General features: G+C 62.6%; 12 protein-coding genes and 1 tRNA gene. 3 read left to right on the forward strand and 10 right to left on the reverse strand.

The window, feature by feature from the left end:
* The first annotated feature begins 125 nt into the window (after positions 1-125).
* Complete coding sequence (gene pdxR, locus ACUCCZ_RS06070; protein ID WP_435916704.1) at positions 126-1,532, forward strand: MocR-like pyridoxine biosynthesis transcription factor PdxR; 1,407 nt, start codon at positions 126-128, stop codon at positions 1,530-1,532.
* Positions 1,533-1,583: 51 nt separating this feature from the next.
* On the opposite strand, the gene cysK is transcribed toward pdxR, so the two are convergent.
* The 4 genes from cysK to otsB form a co-directional block, all read right to left on the reverse strand.
* Positions 1,584-2,519: a cysteine synthase A gene (gene cysK, locus ACUCCZ_RS06075; RefSeq protein ID WP_435916705.1), complete on the reverse strand. Its 936-nt coding sequence runs from the start codon at positions 2,517-2,519 to the stop codon at positions 1,584-1,586.
* A 70-nt stretch (positions 2,520-2,589) separates the two neighbouring features.
* Positions 2,590-2,817 carry a sulfurtransferase TusA family protein gene (locus ACUCCZ_RS06080; RefSeq protein ID WP_435916706.1) on the reverse strand — a complete coding sequence of 76 codons (228 nt, stop codon included), beginning with the start codon at positions 2,815-2,817 and terminating at the stop codon, positions 2,590-2,592.
* Entirely contained in the window at positions 2,814-3,818 is a 1,005-nt protein-coding gene (locus ACUCCZ_RS06085; protein WP_435916707.1) for a YeeE/YedE family protein, read from the reverse strand. The genes ACUCCZ_RS06080 and ACUCCZ_RS06085 overlap by 4 nt, the downstream gene beginning before the upstream one ends.
* A 493-nt stretch (positions 3,819-4,311) precedes the next feature.
* Complete coding sequence (gene otsB, locus ACUCCZ_RS06090) at positions 4,312-5,205, reverse strand: trehalose-phosphatase (protein ID WP_435917028.1); 894 nt, start codon at positions 5,203-5,205, stop codon at positions 4,312-4,314.
* Positions 5,206-5,329: 124 nt separating this feature from the next.
* Here otsB and ACUCCZ_RS06095 point away from each other — a divergent pair, with 124 nt between their 5' ends.
* Complete coding sequence (locus ACUCCZ_RS06095) at positions 5,330-6,733, forward strand: alpha,alpha-trehalose-phosphate synthase (UDP-forming) (protein WP_435916708.1); 1,404 nt, start codon at positions 5,330-5,332, stop codon at positions 6,731-6,733.
* 124 nt (positions 6,734-6,857) lie between these two features.
* On the opposite strand, the gene ACUCCZ_RS06100 is transcribed toward ACUCCZ_RS06095, so the two are convergent.
* The 4 genes from ACUCCZ_RS06100 to dnaG all read right to left on the reverse strand — a co-directional run bounded on the left by ACUCCZ_RS06100 (position 6,858) and on the right by dnaG (position 10,325).
* A tRNA-Asn gene (locus ACUCCZ_RS06100) sits at positions 6,858-6,930 on the reverse strand.
* 103 nt (positions 6,931-7,033) lie between these two features.
* Positions 7,034-7,549 carry a hypothetical protein gene (locus tag ACUCCZ_RS06105; RefSeq protein ID WP_435916709.1) on the reverse strand — a complete coding sequence of 172 codons (516 nt, stop codon included), beginning with the start codon at positions 7,547-7,549 and terminating at the stop codon, positions 7,034-7,036.
* A gap of 4 nt (positions 7,550-7,553) precedes the next feature.
* Positions 7,554-8,366, reverse strand: a complete 813-nt coding sequence (locus tag ACUCCZ_RS06110) for a sigma-70 family RNA polymerase sigma factor (protein ID WP_435916710.1) — start codon at positions 8,364-8,366, stop codon at positions 7,554-7,556.
* Positions 8,367-8,453: 87 nt separating this feature from the next.
* Positions 8,454-10,325, reverse strand: coding sequence for a DNA primase (gene dnaG / locus ACUCCZ_RS06115; protein ID WP_435917029.1), 1,872 nt, complete (start codon positions 10,323-10,325; stop codon positions 8,454-8,456).
* A 101-nt stretch (positions 10,326-10,426) separates the two neighbouring features.
* On the opposite strand from dnaG, the gene ACUCCZ_RS06120 reads away from it, so the two are divergent.
* Positions 10,427-11,149, forward strand: coding sequence for an ABC transporter permease (locus tag ACUCCZ_RS06120; protein WP_462981562.1), 723 nt, complete (start codon positions 10,427-10,429; stop codon positions 11,147-11,149).
* A gap of 21 nt (positions 11,150-11,170) precedes the next feature.
* Here ACUCCZ_RS06120 and ACUCCZ_RS06125 read toward each other — a convergent pair whose 3' ends face one another.
* Together ACUCCZ_RS06125 and dusB are read right to left on the reverse strand one after the other, a co-directional pair.
* Positions 11,171-12,289 (reverse strand): HD domain-containing protein, encoded by a 1,119-nt coding sequence (locus ACUCCZ_RS06125; protein ID WP_435916712.1) that lies wholly within the window; start codon positions 12,287-12,289, stop codon positions 11,171-11,173.
* A 48-nt stretch (positions 12,290-12,337) separates the two neighbouring features.
* Positions 12,338-13,405: a tRNA dihydrouridine synthase DusB gene (gene dusB, locus ACUCCZ_RS06130; RefSeq protein WP_462981563.1), complete on the reverse strand. Its 1,068-nt coding sequence runs from the start codon at positions 13,403-13,405 to the stop codon at positions 12,338-12,340.
* Between the last annotated feature and the right edge of the window lie 151 nt (positions 13,406-13,556).

The following is a 13,556-nucleotide window of genomic DNA, read 5'->3' on the forward strand; positions in this document are numbered from 1 at the left end:
GACCCGCGTGGTTCCAGTGGTTGCAGTGATGTTCTGAGTCATGAACCCCATCGAATCGGCAATTGTGGTTCATGACAAGATCCATATGTGACCACTTTTGTTGGACCGCTTTGCGGGTGGACGGGATGAGACCAGACCTCGTCGTCGACGTGCCGCTGGATCTTCCTCGAGATCCCCGACCGCTGCCGGTGCGGATCTGCGAAGGAATGCGCGGGCTCATCATGGACGGGGTGCTCGCCCCCGGTGACCACCTGCCGAGCACCAGGGCGTTGTCCGCACAGCTCGGGGTGTCCCGCGGTACCGTCGTCGCCTCCTACGAGCAGCTGGAGGCCGAGGGGTATCTCGTCGCAGCGAGCGGGTCGGGCACCCAGGTCAACCCTGACCTGCGAGGTCTCCACCGACGCACCGCGACGCCGATCCTTCCCCCATCTCCTCACCGTCGTCACGGAATTGACCTCACACCCGGGGCACCTGACACCGCCGGACTGGCGAACTCGGCCTGGCGATCGGCCTGGCATCGAGCCTGTGTCCGACCGCGCCGGATCACTGATCCGTTGGGGTCCCCACGGCTGCGTCATGAAATCGCCGAGCACCTGCGTCAGATGCGAAGCCTGCTCACGGACCCGCGTCAAGTCGTCGTCACCGGCGGAGCCCGCGCCGGGCTGGCCGAGCTCGTCCAGGTGCTCTGCGATGGATCTCGACACCTGACGATCGGGGTCGAGAGCCCTGGGTACCCCAGTTTGAGGAAGGTACCGACGGCACTTGGCCATCACACCGTCGGGCTGCCGACTGATGATGAAGGACTTGACCCCGATGGCCTCCCGACCGGACGTGACGCGACGGATCTGGATGCAGTGCTCATCACGCCGAGCCACCAGTACCCCTGGGGAGGATCCTTGTCGGCGAGTCGTCGTGCTGCCGTCATCGAATGGGCTGAGCGGGCGGATTGTTGGATTGTCGAGGACGACTTCGACTCCGAGCTGCGTCACGTCGGTGCTCCCCTCCCGGCGTTGGCCTCTCTGGACGAGGAACACACCATCTTGTTGGGCACCTTCTCGTCCGTCCTCACACCCACCTTGGGATGTGGCTATCTCGTGGTCCCACCCGACCTTGTTCATTCGTTCGCAGGACAGCGCCTGGCCACCGGCCAACCCGTTCCGGCCATTGTCCAGCAGGCCGTGGCGGACTACCTGTCGACCGGGGCGCTACGGCGTCGTACCCAGCGGATGCGTCAGGTGTACCGACGCCGTCGCCACACCGTCATCGAGACCCTGGGATCGGTGCCAGGAGCGACCTTGCAGCCCATCGACGGCGGACTGCACGCGGTGCTGCTCTTTGCCGGATCGGAGGAGGAGGTCGTCCGGCGGTGTCGTCGCGAGGGGGTTGGCGTCACTCCTCTCTCGACCTATTGGGGCTCGACCGATGCCCACGTGTCTGGGATCGTGCTCGGATTCGGCAGCCATGATGACGACACCTTGTCAACAGCGCTGACGACGATCGCTCGGGTGATCGCCGACCACACTGGCTCGTGACACACATCGGCCGGCACCCCGTGGGGTACCGGCCGATCCGCGAATCAGTCGTCAGCCGACGAGACCCTCGAAGAGAGCGGTCGACAGGTAGCGCTCACCAGTGTCGGCGATGACGACAACGATCGTCTTACCGGCGAACTCCGGACGAGCTGCGACCTGACCAGCGGCCTGCAAAGCGCCACCACCGGAAATACCCGTGATGACGCCCTCCTCCGCTGCGGCGCGACGAGCCAGCGCGATGGCCTCATCACCGGGGACCAACAAGATCTCGTCAATGACGGACTTGTCGAGGTTTTCCGGCACGAAGCCCGGCCCCCAGCCCTGGATCTTGTGCGGGGCCTTCTCACCCTTGGTGATGACCGGGGACTCGGCGGGCTCGGCGCCGAAGGTCTTCACCTCAGGGTTCTTCTCTTTGAGGTACTTGCCGACGCCGGTGATGGTGCCGCCAGTGCCGATGCCGGCGACGATGGCGTCAACCTTGCCCTCGGTGTCGTTCCAGATCTCCTCGCCGGTGGCGTCGTGATGGATCTGAGGGTTGGCCGGATTGTCGAACTGGCTGGCCAGGATGGCGCCAGGGGTCTCCTTGACGATCTCGGCGGCCTTGGCGTTGGCACCCGGAACGCCGTCAGCGCCCGGGGTGAGCACGAGCTCGGCACCCAGCAGACGGATGATGGCGCGACGCTCCTTGGACATCGTCTCGGGCATGGTGATGATGACCTTGTAGCCGCGAGCTGCGCCGACGAGAGCCAGACCGACGCCGGTGTTACCGGACGTGGCCTCGACGATGGTTCCACCGGCCTTGAGCTGTCCGGAGGCCTCCGCCGCGTCGATGATGGACTTGGCGATGCGGTCCTTCACGCTGGAAGCCGGGTTGAAGAACTCCAGCTTGGCCAGCACGGTGGCCTTCGACTCCGGGAAGAGTGTGTTGATCTTGACCAACGGGGTGTCGCCGATGAGTTCGGTGACGTCGTGAGCAATCTTCGCCATGGTGTCAGTCCTTTCGATTGAGGTTTGAGTCAGTCAGTGTGCGATTCTGATGTGCACAGATTCGTGTGAGTCATGCCTTTTCGACGGTGATCGTCCAGCCGGCATCACCCACCTTTCGGAAATCGGTGACCGGGTACCCGGCCGTGGCAGCCCATTCCGGGATGGACTCGGTGGCCTGAGTGCAGTCGAAGTTGATCGTCAGCCGGTCTCCGACAGGCAGTTCAGCGATAGCTTTCTGAGCCTCGACCAGCGGGAACGGGCACACCTGCCCACCGGTCTCGAGAACATGGGTGGTCATGACACTCCTTCAGTGACGGTGGCGGTTGGCAGCGTCCCCAGTCCGGGGCCGCGTCGGGTGAAGCCGAGCACGAAGACCTTCGTGCCGAGACCCACACCCAGGAACATGAAGAGGAAGGCGATCCATCCCTGGAAGCTGAACTGAGCGGTCTCGACCATCGCGTTACCGATGGTGCAGCCTCCGGCCCAGCTGGCCCCGACTCCCATTCCAAGACCTCCGACGATCGACTTGACGACCTGGGTGGAGTCAGGAACCCGGACCCGAAACTCGCCGGATACCTTGGCGGCGATGAAGGAGCCGACGAGGATGCCAAGCACGAGCAACACTCCCCAGTCGACGTAGGAGGCATCGCCGGTCACCGCCCACTCCAGCAGGTTGCCGGTCGGGGTGGTGATCCCCAGCCCGGCGTGACGACCCGCAGCCTCGCTGAGCGGGTAGGTGATGATCGCGATCACCGAGATGAGGGCCGCGGTGAGGAACGGATGCCACTTGGCCTCGAAGAGCCAGTGCGCGACACCTGTCTTCTCCGGCGGAAGGGTGGCGACCTTTCGGGTCGGCTTGCGCAGCTGACGCCACACCAGGACGCCGACGACAAGGGCCAGGACGATGGTGGGAATCCAGGGAGAGATTCCCAGAGCAGGGATCGTCGTCACCGGAGCCGTGAAGGACCGCACCGACTGGTTGAGCCCCGACAGGGCGCCATACTTCATGGCCGCCGCGCCAACTGCGTAGAACACCAGGGCAATCCAGGATCCGACAAGACCCTCACCGCTACGGAACCAGGTTCCGGTGGCGCACCCGCCGGCCAGCACGATCGACACGCCGAAAAGCAGCCCTCCAACGATGACGCCGAGCCATGGCAGCGCCTTCCAGGCGAGGTGAATGACGCCGAGTTGGGTCAACGTCGTGACACCGATGGCCTGGAGGGCGATCACGAGCAGAAAAGCTGTGATCCACGTGGTGCTCCTGGCAACCCACACCTGACGAAAGGCGTTCGTCACACAGAAGCGACCGCGTTGCATAACAAAGCCGAAAGCAATTCCAACGAGTAAGCCGGTAAGGATCATGGGGTAATTCCGTTCAGAACAATCCTGCGACATCATTGCGATCTTTTCAAAAGCACGCAGATGGGAGCGGATTCAAGGATGGACATGGTGTGCGCTGGCGTGGACACGAGGGACGTGACGTCTCTTGCCCGGGTCTCTGCGATCAACCTAAGATCAGCAACAACACCGACACATCGAACACATCATCATGATGGAGCTCATGACCGATCGACCGGCACGATGACCCCAGACACGGTGTGTGTTCACCTTTTCGTCCTTCCATTCATGAACCATGATCGATGATTTCGTCGTGACGTCCATCAGCTTTCCCGGGACTGCCCCGCAGCCGCGCCACAACGTTCATCAATGGCGTCTGAAATCAGATAATCACAGTTGACTTGAGGTTTCAAAAAAAGGGCGATTTTGTCTTATATTTCAAGACTGTGTATCACTTTGTGGGACGCACCCGGTCTGCGAGTGCTGACAGGAAGGCCGAGACCCCTTCGGTCTGGTCACAGATGATGTCGGCGTGATCGGCCATGGACGGCTGCTCGTCAGAGTAGCTCACGACGCGGGCACCAGGGTGACCCTGCGCGATCCACTCCGAGATGGCCTTAAGGGCAGGAACGTCCCCCAGGTCGTCACCACACATGATGACGACCCGCGGCGTCACCTCGTCAATGAGCTCGCGCAGGGCCTGGGCCTTGGTGACCATGGCGGACTTGAGCTCGATGATGTTGCGTCCGTCCTCGCAGTGGAGATCCAGTTCCTCGGCGATCTCACGGGCTCTCGGCACTGCGGCGGCCAAGGCGTGAGCCGGATCAGCGGCTCGGCGAGTGTGCAGGGCGACAGCACGACCCTTGTCCTCGATCCGACAGCCACGATCACGCGAATCCTGCTGGCCAAGTTCCTCGGCGAGCTGCTCGAGACGCCTCTTGGCGATGCGCACCGACTTCGGCACCTCCGGGTCCCGCAGCGCCCCGGATGCGGCGTCGTAACGCTCGACCCCGTACTGTCCCAGCACCACCAGGTGCTCCAGACCCGGAGCCTCGTCGACGGCGGTCATACGCCGCACTGCGGCCACGTCGCGTCCGGTGACGATCGCCATGGTGGCCAGCTTGCCGTCCATCCGTGACATCGCCTCTCGGGACTGTTCGGCCATGGCCGAGTCGGCGGGATCGTCGACGATGGGGGCGAGAGTACCGTCGAAGTCCAGGGCAAGCAGCACTGAGCCCGGGTCGGCGGCGACGGCGTCAAGAAGCCCCCTTCCGGCATCCGTGAGAGGGGCCCACGACTTTTCTGCTGGGGCAGGACGGTCAGTCATGGCCCCATCGTCACACACATCGGCCCCTTGGCGGACTCTCAGCCTCCAAATGGCAAGGATCATCCTCGCCGGGAACTCCTGCTTGATAGCGTGAAAGTGGGCCTGCTGTGCGGCAGGAGCTCCATGAGAGGTGTGATCAGAGATGTCGGAGACCGTCCAGGACAAGGTTGATTTCCTTGTCATCGCAAACCGCCTGCCCGTGGACCGAAAAGTCGACGATGAGGGTCACGTCAGCTGGCAGTCCTCCCCCGGTGGTCTGGTGACGGCGCTTGAGCCGGTCATGCAGCGCAAGGGCGGCGCATGGATCGGCTGGCACGGTGCTCCCGACGAGGTCGTCGAGTCCTTCCATCATGATGGCTACGACATCCACCCGATCCCTTTGAGCGCACAAGAGGTCGAGGAGTATTACGAGGGATTCTCCAACGCCACGTTGTGGCCGCTGTATCACGACTGCGTCGTCGAGCCGGTCTTCCACCGCGAGTGGTGGGAGGCCTATCAGAAAGTCAACAGGCGCTTCGCCCAGCAAGCCGCCGAGCAGGCTGCCGAGGGGGCCACGGTGTGGGTGCAGGATTATCAGCTCAACCTCGTCCCCCAGTACCTGCGCGAGATGCGCCCCGATCTGCGCATCGGGTTCTTCCTCCACATTCCATTCCCCCCAATCGAGCTCTACAGCCGTCTGCCTTGGCGCGAGGATCTCGTCGAGGGCCTATTGGGGGCTGACCTGGTCGGATTCCAGACTCCGGGTGCTGCCGCCAACTTCCTGCGTCTGGCCAAGCGTCGTCCTGGTGTCACGGCCTCTCGCGGTCGCGCGCACACCCCCGACGGACGCGACGTCGTCGCCCGTGACTTTCCGATTTCCATCGACTCGCGTGGATTCCACGATCTGGCCACGTCGGAGAAGGTCCAGGTCGAGGCCACCAAGTTGCGCGAGGATCTGGGCAACCCGGAGACGATCATCTTCGGCGTCGATCGTCTGGACTACACCAAGGGTCTTCGTCAACGCATCCGCGCCGTGGGAGAGCTGTTCAAGGAGGGCAGGCTCGATCCACATGAGGTTGTCTTCCTGCAACTGGCCACCCCGTCGCGTGAGCGCGTCGAGGAGTACAAGATCCTGCGTGATGACATCAACCAGCTCGTCGGCCAGATCAACTCCAAGGTGGGCACGATCGCCAATCGTGCGGTGGTCTACCGCAACGAGTCGGTGCCCCGTGAGGTTCTCGCCGCCATGTACCAGGTGGCTGATCTCATGCTCGTCACTCCGGTGCGCGATGGCATGAACCTCGTTGCCAAGGAGTACATCGCATGCCGGTCCAACGACGACTCAGCCCTGGTGCTCTCCGAGTTCGCAGGTGCTGCTCGTGAGCTCAAGCAGGCCTACATGGTCAATCCGTACGACATCGACGGCATGAAGGCCACGATCATGAAGGCCCTCACCGACTCGCCGAAGGTCAAGGCCCGCAAGATGCGCTCGATGCGTCGTCAGGTCTTCGACAAGACGATCGATGTGTGGGCCGATAACTTCCTCACCGAGTTGGAAGGCCGCTGACCGGATGATCAAACCGTTGACGAGGGAGCGGCCGGTCGGTAAACACTCCGCTGGCCACTTTCACGTCCATGAAAAATGGGCATGGAAAATCCCAGATCTGGAATGGGATCTGGGATAACCTGCGCTCCCCCGACTGGACTCGAACCAGTAACCCTCTGATTAACAGTCAGATGCTCTGCCAATTGAGCTACAGGGGATCAACGCCCTGGCGCGAGATAAAACACTAGCATCACCCATTGGCTGATGCCAAATCGATCGCGTCAGCCACACTCTGCGACCGGTCATGTCAGGTCGGCCCCGTCAGCCCCACTCCTTCTTCAGGGCGTCAGTAGCCTCCAACACCTTTTGCCGAGTCTCGGGATCATTGAGATCAGCGGATTCCCTGGCCATCGCCGTCCAGGTGATGGAATCCTCCGCGTCGGCCAGATGGCCGGCTGGAATGCGTCCGGCAATGAGGACATCTCCCCCACGCACCGGGACGCTACGAGTGGCTGCAATGGACTCGGTGACCCGCGCCCGGAACACCTCAGGGATCTTGCCGGGCCTCTCGAGCACCACCGAGGCGCCGGCCCCGTCCAGGAAGTCCCATGTCAACGTCGAGGTGTCACCGTTCCATCCCCCGTGGACGATCTCGTGCCAGGCCACCGCGGAGTCCATGTCGTCGGCGAGGACGACGAGTCCTTCCGTCACCGCGATGACGGTCGTGCCCTCCCCTCGCCCGCAGGCGAGCACCTTGACGTCGTCGAAACCGAGTACGGCTCGCGTCCGGGTCATCTCCTCGGAACTGGGCCCTTTCGTCCACCACATGGTGTCCATCCTGTCACGCCGCCCCAGCCTGCTGCAGACGACGACGCAGGCGACCGAGGGCTCGCTGCTCGATCCGTCTCACGCTGGACGCCGACATCCCCAGTTCCTCGCCAACCGCCTCGTAACTCATGGGATCTCCCTCGAACCCGTGGCGCAGGGACACCACATGCCGTTCTTGCCCTGGTAGAGCGGTGAGCAGATGGGAATCCAGACCCACGGGCTGGTTCTGCGGGGCCGCAACGTGTTCCAAGAGGTTGCTGTCGATTTCCCAGCACTCACCACGTCGCCGCTCAACCCACATGATGTCCTTGCCCATTCGTTCAGCAATGTCCTTACTACTCGGTACCTGATGGGATCGCACGGTCAGCTCTTCCTCGACCCGGGCAACCTCCGCCGACTCCCTCATTGCGGCCCGGGACCTCGCGCCGCGTAGGCGCACCACCTCCTCACCGATACGACGACGGATCCATGTCCAAGCCACCGTCGAGAACCGGGCGCCACGACGCTCGTCATACCTCTCGATGGCCTCCCCCAGCCCGACGCAGCCAGCCTGGACCAAGTCCTCGAGGTTGCACCGATGGGTTGAGGCCGCCTGACGGGCCTGGGTGAGCACCATCGCGAGCATCTGCCGCCAGAGCGCCTGCCTGGCTGCTGCCCCGTCAGCAGAAATCACAGTCAATTCGGTGACGGTGACCGGCGTCGTGGCCAGGAATCGTCCGGACAGGATGGCGTCAGCGATCACTCCGGCATCGAGCCTGCGAAAGAGCTCGTGCTCGTCAGTAGGGTCCAGGGCGACGACACCATCGATGAAATCCGCGTATCTCATGGTCTGACGATGACGCGCACCCGACCACGACGAAAACCTCTCATCTCCCATCTGTGGACACAGAAAAAGTTGTCCACAGATGTCACATCAGGCTGAGGTGGCCCCTCCCGCGACAATGAGGCTCTTACGTATCGCCTCGAGAGTGACGAGATCAGAGAACATGTCGTTATAGAGCTTGCGGTCCTGGTTCGGATTCGTGCGCTGTAGGCGTGATTTGAGGTTCGCGATGTCATCGGTGATCGACAACAACCGCACCCTGGCTGCGTAGGCCTCCGCGTAGTCTCGGCCGGGCTCGTCGCGCAGCACTGGCTCCACAAGCAATGCCACCTCAAGTTGCCTCACCTGCGGATCCGGTGTCGCCTCAGTGACCTTCTCCGCCCATCTGTCCTGCCCACGGGGCACAGCCATGACAGCCTCGAGCACGGCCTGGTAGGCCGGATGGCGCAGATCCTCAACCTCGACCTGGTCCCATTCCTCGTCGAAGAGGTCAGGATGTTGCAATGCGAGCTTGAGGAATCCTCGCTCTGCTGACAAGGAGACGTCTGCCGGATCCGGCCACGGGATACCTGGGCTCTGCTCAGGCTGAGGCTGCGGAACGGCGGTCAGCTGCGGCTCAGAGCGACGCCGCCGTCGGGCGCGCGAAACTTCTCGACGCACCAGGTCGATGTCAGCACCGACCACCTGGGACAGCTCCCGCAAATAGCCGTCGACGAGGGACTGATCGCGAATGCTCGTGACCAGAGGCGCTGCCGCCCTGATCGCGGCAACGCGACCATCTGCGCGGTCAAGATCAAACTGACTGACCGTGTTCTCCATGACATAGCGGTACAGCGGAACCCGACGCGCCACCAGCTCGCGAACGGCTTCTGGACCTCGCTGCATCAGGAGGTCACACGGATCTAGCCCTGTGGGCTCGACGGCAACGTAGGTCTGCGCGGAAAACTGGTTGTCGCCACGAAACACTTTGAGGGCAGCCTTCTGACCGGCGGCGTCACCGTCAAACGTGAAGATCACCTCACCATTGAGGGAGCCGCTGTTGCCCATCAGCCGCTGTATGAGTCGGGCATGGTCCTCGCCGAATGCCGTTCCACACGCTGCGACAGCTGTGTCGATGCCAGAAAGGTGTGCCGCCATGACGTCGGTGTATCCCTCGACGATGACGACCTGGCTCTTCTTGCCAATATTGGCGCGAGCCATGTCCAGGCCATAGAGAACGTGGGACTTCTTGTAGACCGGAGTCTCGGGGGTGTTGACGTACTTGGCCGGCAGTCGGTCGTCGTCATAAACCCGTCTGGCTCCGAAGCCGAGCACGGATTTACCGGAGTCCTTGATCGGCCACAGTACGCGTCCCTGGAAGAAGTCCCAGCCCTGGGAGCGCACCAAGCCGGATTCGATGAGGGCCTTGGGCGTGAATCCCTTGGCCAACAGGTGGTCACGCAGCACGTGACCACCGCGCGGTGCGTATCCCATCCCAAATTGCACCGCGGCATCGTGGGAGAATCCACGACCCGCGACGAAGTCTCGCGCGATCTGGCCCTCCTTCGTCGACATTTGGGCCTGGAAGAACTCCGCGGCCGCTTCGTTGGCGGCCAGGATCTGCATACGCAGACCTGGTTCCAGCCCGGGACGACCGTCATCAACGATGCGCAACTGGACACCGACCTTGTCGGCAAGATGCTGGACCGCCTCGACGAAGGTGAGATTGTCGATCTTCTGAACGAACGAGATGGTGTCGCCGCCCTCGCCGCAGCCGAAACAGTAGAACAGCCCGCGAGAAGGGGTCACCTGGAAACTGGGGGTCTTCTCATCGTGAAAGGGGCACAACCCTTTCAGGGAACCGCCACCAGCATTGCGCAGGGCGACGTACTCTCCAACAACCTCGTCGATCCGCGCCCGTTCCCGGACCAGCGCGATGTCCTCCTCGTTGATCCGGCCAGCCATGTCCACGATCCTACCCACCTGACCTGGCCAGGGCATGCTGCCCATGTGTGCAGCCGGATCCGATTGGTGCCAAACTGGCCGACGTGACCGTAAATCCTACTTGGCAACTCGCGTTGGCGATGGTCCTGCTCGTTGTGCTGGCCGTCGTCGCATCCCTTCTGGGCCGTCTGGGTATTGCCAAAGCCTCCGTCATTGCTTCTGTGCGCGCGGTGGTGCAGCTCGGAATCGTCTCCGTCATTCTTGTTTATGCTTTGGCTCACATGTGGGCGGCATGCCTGTTCACCGTATTCATGTTCGCCATTGCGGTACGTACGACAGTGAATCGTTCCGGAGTCGGCAAGGCCTGGACCTGGGCCACAGTCGCCATGCTCGCCGGCGTCATACCCGTTCTTCTCATCATCTTCGCGACGGGTTGCGCGCCGTTCAGCCCCGCTTCCCTCATTCCGGTGGCCGGCATCATCATCGGTAACATCATGAGCGGTCACACCTTGGCGTGTCGTCGATTCTTTGCCGATCTCCGGGAGGAAATTGGCACCTTTGAAGCAGGTTTGGCCGTCGGTTTTCCGCGCCGTGACGCCATTGCGCTGGTCACTGAACCCAGCGTCACTGAGTCAGTGCTTCCAACTGTCGATCGCACCGCGACTGTCGGCTTGGTGACCTTGCCAGGAGCCTTCGTCGGTGTGCTCCTGGGAGGCGGGTCGGCCCTGCAGGCAGGCGCTGCACAAGCCCTTGTTCTCATCGGTATCCTGGCCGGTCAGGCAGTCACTGTCGTTGTTGCTCATGAACTCGTGAAACGGGCGAAACTCTTGCCTCATGATTTGGCAGACAAACTTCATCCCTGAGGGCGGAAGGGATGGGGGTTCTCAAAAGCCCCTCCCCATACCCCTGGGGAGACGACGTCGATCCCATCCCAACAGATCCGTCGCTTGAGAGAAAGCAAATTGATCTGTCATTCCTCCCACATATGCGACGACTTGACGTATACGGTCACCCTCAGTCTTTAAAAACTCCGTAGGTACCATATTCATATGGCTTTGATAATATGTCACCAACCCATGGAGAACCTCAACGACAGCCTCGGACTGACCCAGTGACTCAGGCCTGGTGTAGATCCGCTCATAGTTAAAAGCTCGCAACGCTGCCAGGGCTTCTGCAACGTCTGCGGCCATCCCTACGTGGCCCGTGGCGCAGGTGGTGTCGATGACGCATCGGATGAAGACCGACAGCTGGGTGCGTCGATCCGTCCCGGCCACCTCGACGACGGCTTCCGGCAGGTCTGCCACGGTGACGATCCCGGCTTTGACGGCATCCTCCAGGTCATGGGCGCAATAGGCGATCCGGTCAGCGAAGGAGACGATCTCCCCCTCGACGGTGCTGGGGGCTGGACGCGACCAGGAGTGGTTCCGGATACCGTCCAGGGTCTCCGCACACAGATTGAGGCTCGCCAGGCTGACGTCGGCTCCCCACGGCCCGTGGTCGAAACCTTCCGGGATGAAGGCGTCAAAGGCCTGCTCCGACGCGTGGCCTCCCGGGCCGTGGCCGCAGTCGTGCCCCAGTGCCATGGCGTCGGCCAGCGTGACATTGGCTCCGACGCCAGCCGCAATGGACCGGGCCACCTGGGCCACCTCGAGGGCATGGGTCAACCGGGTGCGCTGGTGATCTGTGGGATGGACGACGACCTGGGTCTTGCCTGCCAAACGCCGGAAAGACGTCGAGTGGACGATCCGGTCCCGATCACGCTCGAAGCAGGTACGCTCCGGATCCGGCTCCTCCGGGATGGCGCGATTCCCCGCACCGTGCGCACGGGTGGCTCCCGGACGCAGGAGAAGGTTCTCCCTGTCCTCCCGAATCTCCCGTCCGACGACCTCCCCGGTCTCGATTCGGGCACTACCTGACGGATGGGCATGGACGATGTCGTCAAGGCCACGGTGACCCGCCATCGTCAGAGCCCAGGCCCGGGCCCGCTCCCCCACTTCGCACATATCCCCATCTTGTCCTAACCACGGTCGCATAACCAGCTCCAGGTGGAATCAGCCCCCGGACGCATCAATTTCGGCAGCGGACAAGTCATCGTCGTCAAGGGTGCGAGAGTCCAGCCACCCCTGCGGCATGACGACTTTTCGTCGAGGTGCGCCTTGACGACCCCGGGCTTTTCCAAGTTCTTTCACCGGGAAGGGGGCATCGTGGTCAAGGGTGGCCAGCAGGGCATCGAGTTCGTCGAAATTGGATATGTGCCCAAGGGCGTGACGTGTTTCTCCCCCTACCGGGAAGCCCTTGAGGTACCACGCCATGTGTTTGCGCATATCCACGAGGCCATGCATCCCTTGGTACTTCACCAACAGTTCGGCATGGCGACGGATCATGACGCAGACCTGTCCCAGGGTGGGCAGGGTCGTGGTGTCACGCCCGGCAAAGGCATCGGCCAAGTCACGAAATAGCCACGGGCGGCCCAAACACCCGCGACCAACCTCGACGCCGGAGCATCCGGTGCGCTCGACCATTGCCAGCGCGTCACCAGCCTCCCAGATGTCACCATTTCCGATGACGGGGACGTCGACGGCCTCGACGAGGTGGCCGATGGCCTCCCAGTGGGAGTGCCCGGTATAGGCCTCGGCAACGGTGCGGGCGTGCAGGCACACCGCAGCCGCCCCAGCATCGACGGCGACGCGGGCGGAGTCGAGATAGGTGATGTGGTCAGAGTCAATGCCGATGCGGGTCTTGACGGTGACGGGAACGCCAAAGGCGTCGCCGGCCTGGACGGCAGCGGAGACGACGGCTGCGAAACGGCCAAGCTTCCACGGCAAGACTCCCCCGCCGCCCTTGCGGGTAACTTTCGGCACGGGACAGCCGAAGTTGAGATCGACGTGATTGACCCCATATCTCTCACACAGGATCGACGTCGCCTCACCCACCATTCCTGGGTCGACCCCGTAGAGCTGGACTGACCGGATGTCCTCACAGTCGGCGAAGGCAAGCATGTCGTGCGTCTTGTGATCCCCGTACACCAAACCCCGTGACGTGATCATCTCGCAGACATAAAGGCCCGCGCCCTGTTCGGCACAGAGCTGGCGGAACGCCGCATTGGTGACGCCTGCCATGGGCGCCAGCACCACTGGTGTGTTCACCGACACGGTTCCACCGGAAGGCGCAGTCAAGGTCAGGGGATGGGAAAGCACCAGCCCATGGTAAACGTGGCAATCTGGTTCACCAGAAACCGTCGTGCTTGTTCCTGTGGCATGAGGAGCCATC

The sequence above is a fragment of the Cutibacterium nasicola genome (assembly GCF_052654715.2).

Excerpts from the sequence above, each read along its gene's own strand:
- pdxR (WP_435916704.1), top strand. The coding sequence starts at position 126 with ATGAGACCAGACCTCGTCGTCGACGTGCCGCTGGATCTTCCTCGAGAT.
- cysK (WP_435916705.1), bottom strand. The coding sequence starts at position 2,519 with ATGGCGAAGATTGCTCACGACGTCACCGAACTCATCGGCGACACCCCG.
- ACUCCZ_RS06080 (WP_435916706.1), bottom strand. The coding sequence starts at position 2,817 with ATGACCACCCATGTTCTCGAGACCGGTGGGCAGGTGTGCCCGTTCCCG.
- ACUCCZ_RS06095 (WP_435916708.1), top strand. The coding sequence starts at position 5,330 with ATGTCGGAGACCGTCCAGGACAAGGTTGATTTCCTTGTCATCGCAAAC.
- ACUCCZ_RS06105 (WP_435916709.1), bottom strand. The coding sequence starts at position 7,549 with ATGGACACCATGTGGTGGACGAAAGGGCCCAGTTCCGAGGAGATGACC.
- ACUCCZ_RS06110 (WP_435916710.1), bottom strand. The coding sequence starts at position 8,366 with ATGAGATACGCGGATTTCATCGATGGTGTCGTCGCCCTGGACCCTACT.
- ACUCCZ_RS06120 (WP_462981562.1), top strand. The coding sequence starts at position 10,427 with ATGGTCCTGCTCGTTGTGCTGGCCGTCGTCGCATCCCTTCTGGGCCGT.
- ACUCCZ_RS06125 (WP_435916712.1), bottom strand. The coding sequence starts at position 12,289 with ATGTGCGAAGTGGGGGAGCGGGCCCGGGCCTGGGCTCTGACGATGGCG.
- dusB (WP_462981563.1), bottom strand. The coding sequence starts at position 13,405 with ATGGCAGGCGTCACCAATGCGGCGTTCCGCCAGCTCTGTGCCGAACAG.